The sequence below is a fragment of the Sulfurimonas sp. genome (assembly GCF_018698455.1).
Lineage (GTDB): Bacteria > Campylobacterota > Campylobacteria > Campylobacterales > Sulfurimonadaceae > Sulfurimonas.
This window is the reverse complement of sequence record NZ_JABIOQ010000049.1, coordinates 1-16,597: the sequence shown is the minus strand read 5'-3', so window position 1 is coordinate 16,597 and position 16,597 is coordinate 1. Positions and strand designations below refer to the sequence as shown.

The following is a 16,597-nucleotide window of genomic DNA, read 5'->3' as shown; positions in this document are numbered from 1 at the left end:
ACTATGCCTCTTAGCTCCCTAAAGTCCAAAATATCAGCTATAAACCATTCCGTAGCGTTTGGTGAAGTTGTCAAGATAAACGCGACAGTTATTACTGCTCGTGGATTAAATGTTAGTATTGGCGATATGGTAAGAATTATCTCAAATGAGATAGATTTAGAGACAGTTGGTATGGTTACAGAGATAGATGGAAAAACTTTTTTTATTACTCCTTTTAGTTTTGTGGAGGGTTTTCGTTCTGAAGATAGAGTTTTCTTAGACTCTACTGGTATGAATATTCCTATTGGTGATTCTCTATTAGGTCGTGTTGTAGATCCTTTTATGAATCCCATAGATGGTAAGGGTAGTATTAACAACTCTAAACTCTCCCCCATTATAAAAGCTCCTATCTCAGCTATGAAACGTGGAATGATTGATGAAGTTTTTAGTGTTGGAGTTAAGAGTATCGATGGACTTTTAACTTGTGGCAAAGGCCAGAAGCTTGGTATTTTTGCAGGAAGTGGGGTAGGAAAGTCTACTCTTATGGGTATGATTGTACGTGGCTCAAATGCTCCTATAAAAGTAGTTGCTCTTATTGGAGAACGTGGTCGTGAAGTTCCAGAGTTTATAGAAAAAAATCTCGGTGGAAACTTAGAAAATACGGTTATCATTGTTGCAACTTCAGATGATTCCCCTCTTATGAGAAAGTATGGTGCATTTTCAGCAATGAGTGTGGCCGAACACTTTAAAGACCAAGGATTAGATGTTCTTTTTATGATGGACTCTGTGACACGTTTTGCAATGGCACAACGTGAAATTGGTCTTGCTCTTGGGGAACCACCAACTTCTAAAGGATATCCACCATCTTCTTTATCTCTCTTGCCTCAACTGATGGAAAGAGCCGGAAAAGAAGAGGGAAAAGGGTCTATTACTGCATTTTTTACTGTTCTAATTGAGAGTGATGATATGAGTGACCCAATTGCAGATCAGTCGCGTTCTATTCTTGATGGACATATAGTTCTCTCTAGAGAGATGACAGACTTTGGTATTTATCCTCCTGTCCATATTTTAAACTCTGCCTCTCGTGTTATGAACGATATTGTATCAGGAGAACATCTGCAGTGTATTATGAAGTTTAGACGACTCTACACTCTTCTTAAAGAGAATGAAACACTTATTCGTATAGGTGCTTATACAAAAGGAACAGATGCAGAGTTAGATGAAGCTATTAACAAAAAAAAAGTTATGGAAAATTTTATATCACAAAATGCAACTGTGCAAGAAGATTTTAACGAGACATCTCAAAAACTCATAGAATTGATGAATTAGTTCTCAAAAATTAAAGAAGAGTTTATCCAGCTATCTCTTGGAACATCTTTCTCTTTGTCTGTAGTAATTGCTAGCTTATGTTTTGAGGCTCGCTCAAAGCTTCTCATTACTAGACGTATTTCACTATCTAATCCAAATATATCTACATATGAGTAGATGATTCTTTCTGCATTTTTAAAGCTATTTTTGCCTAAGAGTGCTTTTATCTTTATCTGGAAACTAAGTCTAAGTAAGTCCCCTGTTTTTTGTAACCTAGTTTTTACTGTTATAAGATCTCCAAGAGTTTGTTTAATACTTTTAAAATCCCCTTTTAATGCATATTCTTCACATTCATCCATCAGTTTTGTCCAGTGTTTCTCAAGGAATTTACTGAGTTCTAAGTTATAGATATAGATATCTTCATCGAGAATTTCATAACATTTATTAAAATCATTCTCATCATAACTTTTTTGAAGTTTAGCAACAATTTTTGTTTCTTTATAGAGTTCGAGTAACTCATCTTTAATATCTACATTATGCATGAGCTTTTTTATTGCTTCTACGGCATCAAGAGTTTTACCCGCATCTATTGAGAGACGAATAGAATTGAGAAAATCTTTTGTAAGATCCTTTTTCTTTTCATATGTTGGAATTTCTGTAAAAAGTTTATTTTTCCCTATAAGAAAATCCATTTTTTTTGTATTGCCTTCTTTCATGGCTTTTAAAAAAAGAACAAAATCGATGTTTTCATGGACTACAAGGTCTAAAATACTCTTTTTTGAAACTGTACCTAGATAGAGAGAGAGAACTTCTTTAGCAATATCTCTCTTATTCATAAGGAGTTGTTTTTGGGCAAAAGCAAAGGCCTCTTTAAATCCTTCCTGCATCTTTTTATAATGAGTTGTATATTTAAGAGCAGGATACTTTTGGGCCATAGCATACATAACTGGATATTTATGATTAAGATAAAGTGTCTTAAACCGAGGAAATAATTCAAAGGCTTTGAAAATAGAGTCAACATCATCTTTCTTACTTTGTATATTATTAAACTTACGTAGCACACGATGAGCTTCTTTTGTGTTAGAAACCATGAGTGCCTCTATTGCATGGCTACATGCTATCTCAAACATAACATCAACACGTTTTTTTTCTCTACTATCTTCAAACATTGGGTCCCCATCAAGTATAAGGTATGCCTTATCAATTTCATTATTGAGAATAAAGGACTTGATGTCCCCAGATGTTGGAAGTATCACTTTTATTACTTTGTTATTTTCTAAAACAACTAATAAATTTTTATCTTGAGTCAGAGATATGTGGGATACATTTTCTTTGAAGCTAAGGTAATTAGTACTGATGATTTTTTCTTGAAGTGTATCAATGATAATGAGGCTTTTTGACTTTCCACTAACCATGATATAGCGAGGGTTAGGCATAAGAAGGATTTGCTGTACATTCACAAAAGGAGTATTTATTTGTACTGTATTTTGGTACTTTTTTAAGGAATGAATTTGTATAAGTCCATCAGCATTTCCACTGATAATTTGCTCTTCATTTAAGAAACATAAAACATTTATACGAACTCTTGAGGCATCTATTGAGTGCTTACCTGCATAGGAATGCATTTTTAAAATAGTAATAATTCCACCGTAACCACTAAATGCGAGAAGGGCACCTTTTGAAGCAAAGGCACTTACATAGTTGTTTTTGATTTTTTGTGTAGATGAAGAAGTGTTATGTCCAAAAGAACAGAGTCGAGAGAGTCTAAAGCGTCCATCATGTCTATATTGCATTACTCGACCATTTTGTGTTCCAGTAATTAAGTAAAGTGAGTTTGGCACAAATGCCATCATCTCTATAAGACCTTCATTTGTTCGAATAGTTTGGATGATAATTTTACTGTCAATATTCATAATATAGATAATATTTGTATGCGCAAAGGCAAAAAGACGAGACTTTCCACTAAATGCAACAGCTGTTGTTTTACAGTTAAGTTGTGGGAGCGAAAGGTTTTGTATGGGACGACAAGTTTTAGATGAGAATATTTTTATGCCATGTGTTTTAGTACTAAACGCGACTAAATTCTCACCTATATTACTGAGTGCACTAATCTTCGAACGGGATTTTAGGCACTCATTTTTTTCAAACATTCTTTTTTAAAATCTTCCTGTAAGCATAAGATGTTTATACATATCTTTTAGCATGTAAAGGTCAAATGCCCACCACATGTATCTGGGTTTCTCAAAAGCTAATGGAAGTGTAGGAGCAGCTCCCTTATAATTAAACTCAGCCATCATTATTTTCCCATACTGTGTTTTAATAGGACAAACAGTATATCCATCAAAGCTAGCCTTAGGTTTTTCATTTTTCATAACAGAGATTAGATTCTGTGTAAGGATTGGTCCATGGTGACGAGCAGATCCACCAGTTTTACCCATAGGAATACCACAAGTATCTCCAATTCCAAATACATTTTTATATTTTTTATGTTGGAGTGTGTGTTTATCTACATCAAGCCATCCAGAACTACCAATGAGTTTGGAGTCCATAAGTGCTTTAACAGGACTCATCGGAGGAACAACATGGATAAAGTCATAGTCCATTACAACAGTATCTGAAAATCCAACTTTTTCTGTAGTGTCAAAATCTTCATCATATACGTCTTTTTCATAGGCATGTACAAAAGTTGCTTTTTTTGCTTTCACGTCAATAGACTGAAGATGATGTTGGAGTTTATTTGTGATGGTATCATACTGCTTTTGTACATCATATAGAGCTTTATCTATTTTCGGCAGAGAAAAAAGTTTTGCATTACTTGATACAAAATTATAATCAGCACTTAGCCCATCTTGCTTTAAATAATCAGCACTTAGATAGAGCATCTTTTGAGGTGCACCACCGCATTTAATCGGAGTATTTGGTTGTGTGTAAATAACCTTAGGCTTTTTAGTTTTTGCCATCTCTTTGAGTTCGTTAAACCATGTCCACATACCTGTAGCACCACGAGCAGTTCCTTTTTCAAGGTCATTAAGGTAGACACTACCTATTCCATTAGTCCCGATATCTTCTTTAGTTAACCCACCTATCACTTCATAATGATATTCTATACCCGTAGCAACTACGAGATAGTCATACTTCAGTGTTTCACCACCTCTTGTTGTAAGAGAGTTGTTGTCAGCATCAAAAACTGAAACTTCATCTTTTATCCAAGTTACTTCATTTTTGTCAATATAATTATTGTTGTCAAGAATTATATCTTCCATCTGCATTTCACCTGCACCCATAAATATTTGACCAGGTTGGTAAAGATGCACCTCATTTGGAGCGACAATGGTGATATCTGGATTTTTAATAGCACTTTTAATACGAGAAAGTGCCATAATTGCTCCGGCCCCACCACCAACTATAATGACTTTTCCCGTCACATCTTCACTTGCCTCTGCTATTGAACTACCTGCAGTTGAAGCAAGTACTGATGCCGCAATAGGGGAAATACCCATAAGTTTAATCGCTTCACGACGAGAGAGAGTGTGTTTCATATCAAATTTCTTATCCATGTGGTTTCCTTAATAATAATAATAATAATAATAATAATTACCTATTATATAGAAAAAACCATTAATATATTTTATTTACAAGGAGTTGAGGGTTTACTTTCCCATTAAACTCATTCTTAACCACACTATAAGAACAAGATATTTTTTTGCTAGCTGTCATCTCAAATACAGTTCTAAACGCGATGAGTTCAATAGTCTTTGTTTGATGAGGATACTGTCTTGCTTCTATTCTAGAATGAGATTTATCTGCTCCCATAAGTTTTATATTTACTATTTCTGCATCTTTAAGTAAGAACATAGGGCGAGGATTTGCTTCACCAAAAGGTTCAAACTGCTCAAAAATATCTAAAAGTTCATTGTCTATCTCATCAGTTAAAAGTATTCCTGCCACTGCTTCTTTGGGAATAAAGTCTTTTGGGTCAATCTCAAGTGCAGAGATGTTAATAGCCTCTCTAAACAGAGGAATGTCTTCTTCTTTAAGACCAAGTCCTGCTGCCATCTTGTGCCCACCAAACTTTGTTAGATAAGAAGAGTTCTTTTTTATAAGCTCATAAATATTTACATCGCCAATACTTCGAGCACTTCCTTTAGCTATTCCTTTTTCAATATTTAGAACAATAGCAGGCTTGCCAAACTTATCTACTAGTCTTGCGGCCACAATTCCGACTACACCTTCATGCCAACCCTCAGAACTTACAACTATAATCCTGTCATTTTTATTAACACTGCTTATCGCTTTGAGAGTAGTCTGAGCTTCGGTTTCTTTTCTGAGATTATTAAGCTCGCCTAAAAGTTCAAACTGTGAATAGGCCTTGTTTGTATCTGTGGCTGTATAAAAATCAAGTGCAATGCTCGCGTCTTCAAGTCTTCCCGCAGAGTTCAAACGCGGTGCTATTTGAAAAGCTATATCTTCGCTTGTAATTTTTGTTTTATCTAGAAAATCTCTTATGATTATACTTGATGGTCTCTTTGAAGAGTGAAGTAGTTTAAGTCCCTCTTTTACAAGAGTTCTGTTGATGTTAATAAGAGGCATAATATCAGCAATAATAGCAATTGCTAAAATATCTAAAAATTGTCTCATATTAATGTTAAGTGCTAACTCTTTTTTGACTAACGCGAGAAGCAGCCAAGCTACCTGCGCACCACATATTTCAGTAAATGGATATTCACATGTTGTAAGTTTAGGATCTACTATGGCAAATGCTTCTGGCAAAATATCAGATGCTGTATGATGGTCAGTTATAATGAGGTCAATACCTCTCTCTTTACAAACCTGAGCCGCTTCAACGGCTGTTATACCATTGTCTACAGTTATGACTAAGTCTGCTTCTACTCTTTGTAAAACAGTAGGACTCACTCCATAACCATCACGAAACCTATTTGGTATGATGGCTTCAAGTGGATAAGGAATCTGCCTAAAAAAATCAACCATAATGGCTGTAGAACTGACACCGTCAACATCATAATCACCAACTAACGTTATCTTTTTATTTTCTCTTATTGCATCAGCAATTTTTTTAGCGGCTTTTGGAGCGTCTTGAAGAAGAGCTGGATTTGGAATTTGTGAGAGTTTCTTATCTTCTTGATCGAATCGTGAGGAGAGAAGAGCAAAGAGCTCTTTTTTTGAGATGGTTTGCATTTAAATGCTACTTTGCTGCTAAACTTGCCTCTACAAACGCAAGGATTGCAGGATTTGGAGTTTGTAAACGCGATGTAAACTCAGGGTGAAACTGAACACCTAAGAACCAAGGGTGTCCCTCAATTTCTACAGTTTCAATAAGACCATTTGATTCACCAGTTACTATCATTCCTGCTTTTTCTAATGCTTCTCTATATACAGGGTTTGCCTCATAACGATGACGGTGACGCTCTAAGATAGTTTTTTCACCATTATAAGCTTTTTGAAGAAGGGAGTTATCTTTTGTATCACAAGGATACTCTCCTAAACGCAGAGTTCCTCCCATTGGGGATTTGTGAGTACGAAGTTGTTGACCACCGTTTTGATCAAGAAAGTTATCTATAAGATAAACCATTGGATGTGGTGTGTTTTCATCAAATTCGATAGAATTCGCATCTTTTAGTCCAAGTACATTTCTTGCATACTCAACAAGTGTTAACTGCATGCCAAGACAGATTCCAAGATAAGGAACTTTGTTTACACGAGCATACTCAATAGCTTGAATTTTACCCTCAATCCCACGATTACCAAAACCACCCGCAACTAGAACACTGTCACAGTCACCAAGAAGTGTCTCTGAACCTTTCTCTTCTATCTCTTCAGAGTCTATCCAGTTGATTTCTACTCTTGTATCAAGGTGTGCTCCACAGTGAATAAGAGATTCAGTGAGAGATTTATAAGCCTCTTTGAGTTCAAGGTATTTACCAACAAAACCAACAATAGTTTTCTTTTGAGGTTGTACTATTCGTTTTACAAGTGTATCCCATACTGTCATATCTGGATTAAGCTCACCAAGTTCTAATTCATGAGCTATTGGTCCTAGAATATTTTGGCTTAAAAATGTAACAGGAATACCATAAATAGATTTTGCATCAAGTGCTTCAATAACACAATCAGGATGTACATCACAACTTAGTGCAAGTTTTTTCTTAAAAGTTTTTGGAAGACCATTTTCACTTCTAGCGATAATCATCTGAGGAGTTATACCAATACGGCGAAGTTCTTGAACTGAGTGCTGTGTTGGCTTAGACTTAAGCTCGCCTGCTGCTTTGATGTAAGGAATGAGTGTTACATGTATGAAGTATGTTCCCTCTACTTCAGAATCATATTTCATTTGACGAATAGCTTCCATAAAAGGAAGACCTTCGATATCGCCAACTGTTCCGCCAAGCTCTACAACTAAAATGTCGTGACCCTCTCCAGCGTTTTTTATACGGTTTACAATCTCACCTACGATATGTGGGACAACTTGAATAGTCTGACCAAGGTATCCCCCCGCACGCTCTCTTTCAATAACCGAAGAGTAGACTTGACCCGTAGTAAAGTTAGATGATTTTAAATAAGAAGAATCTAAAAAGCGCTCATAGTTTCCTATGTCAAGATCAGTTTCTGCTCCATCTTTTGTTACAAATACTTCACCATGTTCTAGTGGAGACATTGTCCCTGGATCCACATTGATATATGGATCAATTTTAAGCATACCAACTTTTTTACCAGAATGTTTTAAAAGAGTACCAACACTCGCTGCTGTAATACCTTTTCCTAAAGAACTTAAAACGCCACCGGTTACAAAAATGTACTTTGTCATGCCAAAATCTCCATACTTAAATATGGATGGGATTATATAGTAAAGCTACTTAAAACTAAGAATGCTATAATAAGAAATAAAATTATTAAAAATGAGAATTAAATGGAAAATGTCTTAGCATATATTATCGCTACATTAGGGATTTCAACAGTAATTAACCTTATCTTAAAAAGATTAGGGGTTTCACAAATTATTGGGTATATTTTTACTGGAATTATTATCGTTTATGGTTTCGACTTAAGAGACGCTGGACACTCTCATGCTCTAAAAATGATTGCTGAATTTGGTATTGTTTTTTTGATGTTCACCATAGGACTTGAAATATCTTTATCAAAGATGGGAACGATGAAAAAAGAGATATTTGCTAATGGAACAATGCAAGTTGGACTTACAACTCTCATTATATATCTTATAGGACACTATCTTTTCTCTCTAAACTCTACTTCTTCTATTATTATGGCACTTGCTTTTTCGCTCTCATCAACTGCTGTAGTGCTTAGTTATCTTAAAAGTTCTAAAGAGATATATACTCCCTATGGTCAAAACGCAACGGGAATTTTAATCTTTCAAGACATTGCTGTCATTCCTATTCTTATATTTTTAGGATTTTTAACGAGTGAGGCTAATGAAAGTATTTATGTTATTTTAGGACATACCCTTATGAGTGCAATAGTAGTTGTTTCTTTGCTATTTGTAGTTGGAAAGAGGTTTGTGACTTGGTTATTAAGGTTTTCTGCTTCCTCAGAGGTAGATGAACTTTTTATGGGTTCAGTACTTTTTATAGTAACTGGTGCATCTCTTTTTGCGCATTCAATGGGTTTTACCTATTCTCTTGGTGCATTTGTAGCAGGAATGATAATTGCCGAGACTAAATACCATCATAAAGTTGAAGCAGATATAGCTCCTTTTAAAGATATTCTTTTAGGAACTTTTTTTATTGTTGTAGGTATGAAGATAGACCTCTCTCTCTTTGTAGAAAATATAGGTACCATTATTGGATTATTTGTTTTAGTACTTCTTCTTAAAACAGCTCTCATTTTCTCTCTAATGCGTTTTACATCATCAAGCTCCATATCACTTAAAAGTGCACTTTCTCTTTCTCAGGTAGGAGAATTTTCCTTTGTTATTTTCTCTGTAGCTTTAGCGGGGAATGTTTTAGATGAAAAATTAGCATCCTTACTTGTACTCATCGTAATTTTTTCAATGATTGTAACACCTTTTTTTATTACTAAAATTAGTAAATTTGTAGACCAACTAATGCATGAAAAAGAGATTGCAGCAGACATGTCTCATTTGAGTTCAAGGAAGAATCATGTTATCATTTGTGGTTATGGTGTCGTTGGGAAGTTTGTAACTGAATTTTTAGATGAATTTGATGCTCCATATATCGTTGTGGATAACTCGAGTAAGGAGGTGCAAGCTGCACTAGAAAATGGGAAAGAAGCTTATCTTGGAGACACCTCTAAGGCTTCTATTTTAAGTGCTCTTCATATAGAAAAAGCATCCTCGATCATAGTCACACTAGACAATGTTGATAAAAAGAGGCTTATTTGTGAGGCTATCTTAAAGCATTCTGTAGATGCAAATGTTATTGTTAAAGTTGTCTCAGATGAAGAGAGAAATAAACTGAGTGATTTAAACATTACCATTATTGTAGATGGAAACCTTGAAGTTGCCCGTGTGCTCGTCCAAAGGATGCTTTCTTGTAAGTTAAGATATAGCTAAATTAGGGGATATAATCAAAAAAGAGTATAATTTTAGTATATAACTTTTATAATATAAGGAGAAATCATGAGCTTTTCATTAAACACAAACATAGGGGCTATGCAAGCAAACCTCCACTCTAATTTAAACTCAAATGCTACTAGTAAAACATTAGAGAGCTTATCTTCAGGTTCACAGATTGGAAGTGCTTCTTATGACGCATCAGGTTTAGGAATATCTAATCAACTCTCAGCACAAGTTTCAGGACTAGGACAAGCAATCCAAAATTCAAATGAGAGTATTGGTATGATTCAAATTGCTGATGGTGCGATGCAAGGAATAAGTGATAACATGGAACGCATTCGTGTTCTTACTCTTCAAGCTTCGAATGGCACAATGAATGCAGACAATAGAGCAATAATCCAAAAAGAGATAGATGGACTTTTAGACTCTTCTGATGATATCGCGAAGCAGACAAGTTATAACGGGATTAATCTACTTAATGGAACAGGAGGAAGCTCTAGTGATGGTAGTTTTGTCACACAAACTGGAGCTTCCGCAGGTGATACAAGCACTATGAACATAGGTGATGCACAGGTTGCTTCGTTGGTTGGAAGTATAGATGTGACAACTCAGGCAGGTCGTGAGGAAGCACTTGATTCTATAGATAGTGCTATGCAAGGGATTGGTGGTATTCGTTCAGAGCTTGGGGCTTCTCAAAACCAACTTATGTCAAACATTAGAAATACTTCAGTCACTCAGATAAATGTAGCATCTGCTGAATCACAAATAAGAGATGTGGATTTTGCACTTGAGAGTGCTAACTTTTCAAGACAAAACATTATGTCTCAAGTAGGATCATTCGCACAGGCTCAAGCAAATGCTTCGGGAGCTAACATAACAAGACTTTTTTCTTAGATAAGAAGAGAGAGTAAATCTCTCTTTGGATTAGTTCCCGCGAGAACCGGGCTTTATAGCTTGGCTTCCATCTTTACAGAGTGGACATACATCTGGTGCATACATTTCAAAAGTAAAATCAGCAAGAGCAAAAAATGGAATGTCTTGTGGAAGTTTACAGTTTGGTTTTGTAGAAACATTACTACCCTCGCGTTTACAAAAACCACGATTTGCTAAAGCTGCTGCTCCAACTATCTCACCACCTAGTTCTTTTACAACTGCGGCAGCTTCCATAGCAGAACCACCAGTTGTAATAATGTCTTCACACATTAAAACTCTTTCGCCTTTACTTACTTCAAAACCACGACGGATATTCATAACACCATCAACTCTTTCAGCAAATATAAAACGTACATCAAGAGCAGTTGCAAGTGCAAAACCAGCGATGAGACCACCAAGTGCAGGGGCACATACTGTATCTATTTTTAAGCCACTTTCTTTGATTTGAGAAGCAAGAGCTTCTGCAAGGAGTTTAGCAGTTTTAGGGTCTTCTAATACTTTGGCAGATTGAAGGTAAAACTGTGAGTGGTTTGCACTACTAAGTTTGAAATGACCCTCTAAAAGTGCATCGGCATCCATATATATTTTTTTAATATCCATCATTAACTCCTCTTCTTAAACTTTTAAGATTTCAGATTCTTTTTCTCTAAGTATGCCATCTATTTGAGTGATGAACTTATCTGTTATTTTTTGAATAATTTCTTGAGCAGATTTAGACTCGTCTTGAGTTATTTCTTTATCTTTTTCAAGTTTTTTTACTTTGTCATTTGCATCACGTCTATCATTTCTAATAGAAACTTTTGCATTTTCACCCATACCTTTCATCTGTTTTACAGATTCTTTACGTTGATCAACTGTCATAGGTGGAAAAAATAGTTTGATAACATCGCCATCACTGTTAGGACTAACTCCTATATTTGCAGCAAAAATAGCACTCTCAAGATCAGATAAAAGGTTCTTTTCCCAAGGGTTTATAACTATAGTAGTTGCATCAGTTGCTATTACTGAACCGATTTGATCAAGGGGAGTTGGTGTACCGTAGTAATCAATTTTCACATTGTCTAAAACAGAAATAAGAACTTTACCAGTTCTTAATGTTTTAAAGTCTCTGTGCATGTGTTCTATACTAGCTTGCATCTTTTGGGTACAAGAATCAGTAATTTCATTGATCATTATTTTGTTTCCTCTTTAGGAACTGATGGAGCCGTTTTAGCTGCAACAGGTGCAACAATATTTGTCTCTTCAAGTAAATCATCAACAACAGAAGCTTGTGCCGCTTGTGAGTACATGTACCCAAGAGTGATAGTGTTCACAACAAATAAAAATCCAATAGTAAAAGTAGCTTTAGCTAAAAAACTAGCAGGTCCTTTTGCACCAAAAACAGATTCGTTGGATCCACTGTATGCTCCAAGCCCAATGCTTGAGCTCTTTTGAAGTAAAACCGCGATAACTAAGATGATAACTAAGACAATTTGGATAATTAGTAAAAGACTTGTAGTCATATATATTCCTGTAAATAAAGTGGCGAATTATATCTAAAAAAACAACTAATAACAAACTATGTTATTTGAGGTATAATTCCACTAATGAAAAATATAAAAATAATTACCAGCATATTAGCACTTCTTTTTGTTACTTTAATACTATTTGTATTTACTAATGAAGTTGAGACTAAAACAAAAAAAATAAGTATAGCTATTAGTACCTACTCACTCTATGATATTACAAAATTTATAGGAGGGGATTCTCTTGAAATTACAAGCATAATCCCTTTTGGTGTAGATCCACATAGTTTTGAGTTAACACCAAGATTAATGGCAAAGATAGAAGACAGTACTCTTGTTCTTTATAGTGGAGCTGGTTTAGAACCTTGGATAGAAGGTTTTAATTTTAAAAATAGAGCAATTGACATGAGTAAATATGTTAATCTTCGTAATGTATCAAAAGAAGAGCATAATCACGAAGAACACGATCATGAAGAACATGGGCATGATTGTTTAAAAACAGGCATCGATCCACACTACTGGTTAGACTTTGAAAATATGAAGCTTGCTGCAACAAAAATAACAGAAGAACTAATTGTATTACTCCCAGAGAATGTAACTCTTTATAAGAATAGAAAAAATAAATATATAAAAATGTTAGATGATTTAGATGCTAGTTATATAACAGCACTTCGAGGGTGTAAACGCGATACTATTATTTTAAGTCATAACTCTATTGGCTATTTAGCCCAGAAGTACAACTTTCATACAGAATCATTGAGTGGTCTCTCTCCTGAAGATGAACCAACTGCTGATGATGTTAAGAGAGTATTTGAGGAGATTCTAAATGATAAACAAGAAAGCATATTTTTTGAACATTTTGTGAGTAATAAACTCATCCTTTCAATGGCTAAAGATACAAATGTGAGTGTTGATATGCTTCACTCTTTGGGAAATATTACAAAAGATGAACTTTTATCTGGTGCTTCTTATGAGTCAATCATGCAAGAAAACTTACAAAAGATTAGTAAGGCTCTTTCTTGTCAGTAAAATTTAAAGTTCCTATTTTTGATGTTAAAAACTTAAGGTTTAGTGTGAGAGGTACAGATATCCTTTCAAATATTTCTTTAGAGATTTTTCATGGTGAGTATATAGCTATTATTGGACCAAACGGTGGAGGAAAGACAACACTTATTCGTCTACTTTTAGGTTTGGAAAAACAAAGTTCTGGAGATATTCGCCTTTTTGGAAAGAAACTTAAAAACTTTAAAGAATGGTACAAAATAGGTTTTGTGCCACAAAGAGCCTCATTGGTTGATATAAACTTTCCAGCTACAGTTGAAGATATAGTAAATATGGGAAGAGTTGCCAAACGCGGTCTTTTTTCTAGGTTTTCAAAAAAAGATGAGCAGATGGTTCATGATGCTATGGTAAAGATGGATATACTAAACCTAAAGTATAAGATGGTTGGAACACTCTCTGGCGGGCAACGTCAGCGTGTGATGATCGCAAGAGCACTTGCTTCTTCTCCAGAAATTTTGATTCTTGATGAGCCAAATACAGGAGTTGACACAGTCTCACAGCAGCGTTTTTATAAACTTCTAGCAAAGCTCAACAAAGAAGACAATATAACTATTATATTTATTACTCATGATATAGGTGTGATTGCAGATGATATAGGAAGACTTTTTACTATAAATCAAAAAGCAACTATTTGTAACGATCCAAAAGAGGCTCTATCATGTGAAGATATGAGTGCTCTTTATGGAATAGAAGCACACCTGATTCACAACCATAAACATGAGCACTAGGAGCATAGATGTTAGAAATATTTGAATATGAATTTATGCAAAGAGCTTTTATTGCAGGTCTTTTTATAGCCACACTCGCTTCTATCAGTGGAACTTTTATTGTCCTTAAACGCTACTCATTAATGAGTGAGACCTTAGCTCATTCCGCACTTGTTGGTGTTGCGGTTGGTCTTGTAGCTGGCTATAACCCTTTATGGATGGCAGTGCTTGTAGCACTACTATCATCTTGGCTTATCGAGTATTTAAGAAGTTCATTCGCACTTTATTCAGATGCTATTCTTTCTATAATTCTTTCAGGGTCTTTAGCAATTGCCGTAATTATAGTTTCTCTTGGGGGAGAATTTAATAATTCACTCTTTTCTTATCTTTTTGGTTCTATACTTTCTGTAAGCGAAGAAGATGTTATGACTATACTTATAATAGGAAGTATAGCTCTATCGTTTTTACTACTCTTTTCTAAGGAACTCTACTTTATAGCTTATGATGAAGAAGTCGCACAAACGAGTGGAATAAAAGTAAAGTTTCTTAACTTCTTACTTGTCAGTGTAGTAGCCATTATAATTGCTCTTTCTATTCGTATAGTAGGGAGTTTACTTATTGGGGCTCTTATGGTTATCCCAACCGTTGCTGCACTTCAGTATAGTGTAGGTTTTAAAAACACTATGTTGCTCGCTCTATTCTTTGCCCTTTTTAGTGTTGTTTTTGGAATGACACTCTCTTTTTATCTTTCTATACCCTCAGGTGCAACAATAGTTCTCAGTATTATCTCAATATTTATTCTATCACTTATTATTAACAGAAGATGAAGATAAGCCAAGAGTTTTCTAAGCATGCCTTTGAGTATGAGAGTTATAATGATATTCAAAAGAGGGTAGCAGATAAGCTTCTTTCTCATGTAGACTCAAAACCTAAACATATTCTTGATCTGGGTTGTGGTAGTGGAGCTATTTGCAAAAGTATCAACTGGAAGTACACACACTTTATAGGTGTTGACTTTGCACCAGCGATGTTGGAACTACATCCAAAGTCCCTAACTATAGAGTCTATTTATGGTGACTTTAATGATACTACTCTTTTTGAAAAGCTCAAAACAAGCAAGTACGATTATATATTTTCTGCTTCTGCTCTGCAATGGTCAATGAATCTAGATGAATCATTCAAAGAGATAAAAGCTCTGAATGCTCCCATATCATTAGCAATCTTTACATCTTCAACATTTAAAACATTGAACAAAACAGCTTCTATAGAATCACTGCTTAAAAGTAAAGAAGAAATAGATGAACTGCAAAAGAAGTATTTTGATGTAAATTTTGAAGTTATGACATACAAACTAGAGTTTACAAGTGTAAGAGAAATGTTTAGATATATAAAACATAGTGGAGTTAGTGGTTCAAGAAATTTGCTTAGTATCAAAGAGATGAAGCAGCTTATGAGAGAATACCCTATTAACTACTTAGAGTTTGAAGTAGTATTTCTCTATTCATAAGTTTCATCACCCGATATTATTCGGGTGAGAGAAAGTTAGTCATCGTTACCGAAGATACCAAAGAGTTGTAATAGTGCTGTGAAGATATTTAAAAAGTCTAAATAAAGTGCAATTGCACCATCAATAGGAGTTTCATAAGCACCTCTCATAATGTTTTGCGTATCGTAGACAACTAAAATACTAAAAAGTATAACAACTGCTCCAGATATAATCACATGAATCATTGGATTAGCAAGGAAAATGTTAATTACAGAAAACCCAATAATCACAAAAAGAGCAATCATTAAAGGTTTACCGTATCCTGTAAAGTCTTTTGTTGTTTTAATCGCATAAAAACTCATAGCACCAAACACAACAGAAGTCATAGCAAAAGCATTCCCTATTATAGCTCCACCACCACTCATACCAAGTGTACGTGAAAGTAAGGGTGCTAACATAAGACCTGTCATGAAAACAAATGAAAACATTACAAGTAAATTTATACCTGCTCTATGTTTAACAAAATGAAGACCAATCAGAAGACCAATCTCTAGTATAAATAGTGGAAAAAAGTTAGCAGCGATAGTCCCAGCCATAGGAACACCAACATATGCACCAACTGCACCAGCCATCATTGAAGCTGCAAAAAGCTTATAAGTCTCTTTTACAAAAGATATTATCTGTGAATCATCACGGCTCTGTGTTTCATTAGCATAAGAGTTACCTCTTGCATAATCACGATCATATAGTCCCATTTCATTCCTTTATAGTTATCTTACATGTATAGAGTAAGATAAATAGTATTCATAATTATATAATTTAAAGAGTAAATGTATAGCAACAAAGTGATTAAGGGGTTTATTAAATAAGACTTACTTATAATAAAAGAAACACCGCTAAATAACTTTTCAATCTTCCTTAAAGCCTAAGCGAACATTAAGCTACAACCCCCTATAATTCCCATCCACAAACAGAGACACTTAGTCGAAAGACAGAGAGTTCGAGAGTTTGAGATCATTGAAAACTAAGCAAGTAAGAAGACTTAATTTTAACAAATTATGTTTAT

Annotated in this window: 15 protein-coding genes; 7 read left to right on the top strand and 8 right to left on the bottom strand. The window is 34.8% G+C overall.

Features of this window, described 5'->3' with window-relative positions; all coding sequences use genetic code 11:
* Positions 1-3 precede the first annotated feature (3 nt).
* On the top strand, positions 4-1,308 hold the full coding sequence (fliI, locus tag HOG88_RS06125; protein WP_295004277.1) for a flagellar protein export ATPase FliI: 1,305 nt from the start codon (positions 4-6) through the stop codon (positions 1,306-1,308).
* Here the strand turns inward: fliI and HOG88_RS06120 are convergent.
* From HOG88_RS06120 to HOG88_RS06105, 4 genes are all read right to left on the bottom strand, one after another.
* The gene (locus HOG88_RS06120; RefSeq protein WP_295004275.1) at positions 1,305-3,437 is read right to left on the bottom strand and encodes a WD40 repeat domain-containing protein; all 2,133 of its coding nucleotides are present in this window, start codon (positions 3,435-3,437) and stop codon (positions 1,305-1,307) included. The genes fliI and HOG88_RS06120 overlap by 4 nt on opposite strands.
* A gap of 6 nt (positions 3,438-3,443) precedes the next feature.
* Positions 3,444-4,844 carry an FAD/NAD(P)-binding oxidoreductase gene (locus tag HOG88_RS06115; RefSeq protein ID WP_295004273.1) on the bottom strand — a complete coding sequence of 467 codons (1,401 nt, stop codon included), beginning with the start codon at positions 4,842-4,844 and terminating at the stop codon, positions 3,444-3,446.
* Between the two features lie 61 nt (positions 4,845-4,905).
* Positions 4,906-6,483 (bottom strand): single-stranded-DNA-specific exonuclease RecJ, encoded by a 1,578-nt coding sequence (gene recJ / locus HOG88_RS06110; RefSeq protein WP_295004271.1) that lies wholly within the window; start codon positions 6,481-6,483, stop codon positions 4,906-4,908.
* Between the two features lie 7 nt (positions 6,484-6,490).
* On the bottom strand, positions 6,491-8,110 hold the full coding sequence (locus tag HOG88_RS06105) for a CTP synthase (protein WP_295004269.1): 1,620 nt from the start codon (positions 8,108-8,110) through the stop codon (positions 6,491-6,493).
* Between the two features lie 102 nt (positions 8,111-8,212).
* On the opposite strand from HOG88_RS06105, the gene HOG88_RS06100 reads away from it, so the two are divergent.
* Both HOG88_RS06100 and HOG88_RS06095 read left to right on the top strand, forming a co-directional pair.
* The gene (locus tag HOG88_RS06100; protein WP_295004267.1) at positions 8,213-9,835 is read left to right on the top strand and encodes a cation:proton antiporter; all 1,623 of its coding nucleotides are present in this window, start codon (positions 8,213-8,215) and stop codon (positions 9,833-9,835) included.
* 66 nt (positions 9,836-9,901) lie between these two features.
* A complete protein-coding gene (locus tag HOG88_RS06095; protein ID WP_295004265.1) occupies positions 9,902-10,732 on the top strand; it encodes a flagellin in 831 nt (276 codons plus the stop codon).
* Between the two features lie 30 nt (positions 10,733-10,762).
* Here the strand turns inward: HOG88_RS06095 and pyrE are convergent, their stop codons facing one another.
* Genes pyrE through secG form a run of 3 tightly spaced genes read right to left on the bottom strand, consistent with a single transcriptional unit; the run spans position 10,763 to position 12,273 of the window.
* Positions 10,763-11,371 (bottom strand): orotate phosphoribosyltransferase, encoded by a 609-nt coding sequence (gene pyrE, locus HOG88_RS06090; protein WP_295004263.1) that lies wholly within the window; start codon positions 11,369-11,371, stop codon positions 10,763-10,765.
* 15 nt (positions 11,372-11,386) lie between these two features.
* On the bottom strand, positions 11,387-11,944 hold the full coding sequence (frr, locus tag HOG88_RS06085; protein WP_295004261.1) for a ribosome recycling factor: 558 nt from the start codon (positions 11,942-11,944) through the stop codon (positions 11,387-11,389).
* Complete coding sequence (secG, locus tag HOG88_RS06080; RefSeq protein ID WP_295004259.1) at positions 11,944-12,273, bottom strand: preprotein translocase subunit SecG; 330 nt, start codon at positions 12,271-12,273, stop codon at positions 11,944-11,946. The genes frr and secG overlap by 1 nt, the downstream gene beginning before the upstream one ends.
* Positions 12,274-12,357: 84 nt before the next feature.
* Between secG and HOG88_RS06075 the strand changes: the two genes are divergently transcribed.
* From HOG88_RS06075 to HOG88_RS06060, 4 genes are read left to right on the top strand one after another with little or no spacing between them, the layout of a single operon-like run.
* Entirely contained in the window at positions 12,358-13,305 is a 948-nt protein-coding gene (locus HOG88_RS06075; RefSeq protein WP_295004257.1) for a metal ABC transporter substrate-binding protein, read from the top strand.
* Entirely contained in the window at positions 13,296-14,066 is a 771-nt protein-coding gene (locus HOG88_RS06070) for a metal ABC transporter ATP-binding protein (protein WP_295004255.1), read from the top strand. Before HOG88_RS06075 ends, HOG88_RS06070 begins: the two co-directional genes overlap by 10 nt.
* Positions 14,067-14,074: 8 nt before the next feature.
* Positions 14,075-14,872, top strand: coding sequence for a metal ABC transporter permease (locus HOG88_RS06065; protein WP_295004253.1), 798 nt, complete (start codon positions 14,075-14,077; stop codon positions 14,870-14,872).
* Entirely contained in the window at positions 14,869-15,552 is a 684-nt protein-coding gene (locus HOG88_RS06060; RefSeq protein WP_295004251.1) for a methyltransferase domain-containing protein, read from the top strand. Before HOG88_RS06065 ends, HOG88_RS06060 begins: the two co-directional genes overlap by 4 nt.
* 35 nt (positions 15,553-15,587) lie before the next feature.
* On the opposite strand, the gene HOG88_RS06055 is transcribed toward HOG88_RS06060, so the two are convergent.
* Positions 15,588-16,286, bottom strand: a complete 699-nt coding sequence (locus HOG88_RS06055) for a Bax inhibitor-1/YccA family protein (protein WP_295004249.1) — start codon at positions 16,284-16,286, stop codon at positions 15,588-15,590.
* Between the last annotated feature and the right edge of the window lie 311 nt (positions 16,287-16,597).

What these genes read in the sequence shown, in the direction of transcription:
- fliI (WP_295004277.1), top strand. Translation starts at nt 4, where the DNA reads ATGCCTCTTAGCTCCCTAAAGTCCAAAATATCAGCTATAAACCATTCC.
- HOG88_RS06120 (WP_295004275.1), bottom strand. Translation starts at nt 3,437, where the DNA reads ATGTTTGAAAAAAATGAGTGCCTAAAATCCCGTTCGAAGATTAGTGCA.
- HOG88_RS06115 (WP_295004273.1), bottom strand. Translation starts at nt 4,844, where the DNA reads ATGGATAAGAAATTTGATATGAAACACACTCTCTCTCGTCGTGAAGCG.
- recJ (WP_295004271.1), bottom strand. Translation starts at nt 6,483, where the DNA reads ATGCAAACCATCTCAAAAAAAGAGCTCTTTGCTCTTCTCTCCTCACGA.
- HOG88_RS06105 (WP_295004269.1), bottom strand. Translation starts at nt 8,110, where the DNA reads ATGACAAAGTACATTTTTGTAACCGGTGGCGTTTTAAGTTCTTTAGGA.
- HOG88_RS06100 (WP_295004267.1), top strand. Translation starts at nt 8,213, where the DNA reads ATGGAAAATGTCTTAGCATATATTATCGCTACATTAGGGATTTCAACA.
- HOG88_RS06095 (WP_295004265.1), top strand. Translation starts at nt 9,902, where the DNA reads ATGAGCTTTTCATTAAACACAAACATAGGGGCTATGCAAGCAAACCTC.
- pyrE (WP_295004263.1), bottom strand. Translation starts at nt 11,371, where the DNA reads ATGGATATTAAAAAAATATATATGGATGCCGATGCACTTTTAGAGGGT.
- frr (WP_295004261.1), bottom strand. Translation starts at nt 11,944, where the DNA reads ATGATCAATGAAATTACTGATTCTTGTACCCAAAAGATGCAAGCTAGT.
- secG (WP_295004259.1), bottom strand. Translation starts at nt 12,273, where the DNA reads ATGACTACAAGTCTTTTACTAATTATCCAAATTGTCTTAGTTATCATC.
- HOG88_RS06075 (WP_295004257.1), top strand. Translation starts at nt 12,358, where the DNA reads ATGAAAAATATAAAAATAATTACCAGCATATTAGCACTTCTTTTTGTT.
- HOG88_RS06065 (WP_295004253.1), top strand. Translation starts at nt 14,075, where the DNA reads ATGTTAGAAATATTTGAATATGAATTTATGCAAAGAGCTTTTATTGCA.
- HOG88_RS06060 (WP_295004251.1), top strand. Translation starts at nt 14,869, where the DNA reads ATGAAGATAAGCCAAGAGTTTTCTAAGCATGCCTTTGAGTATGAGAGT.
- HOG88_RS06055 (WP_295004249.1), bottom strand. Translation starts at nt 16,286, where the DNA reads ATGGGACTATATGATCGTGATTATGCAAGAGGTAACTCTTATGCTAAT.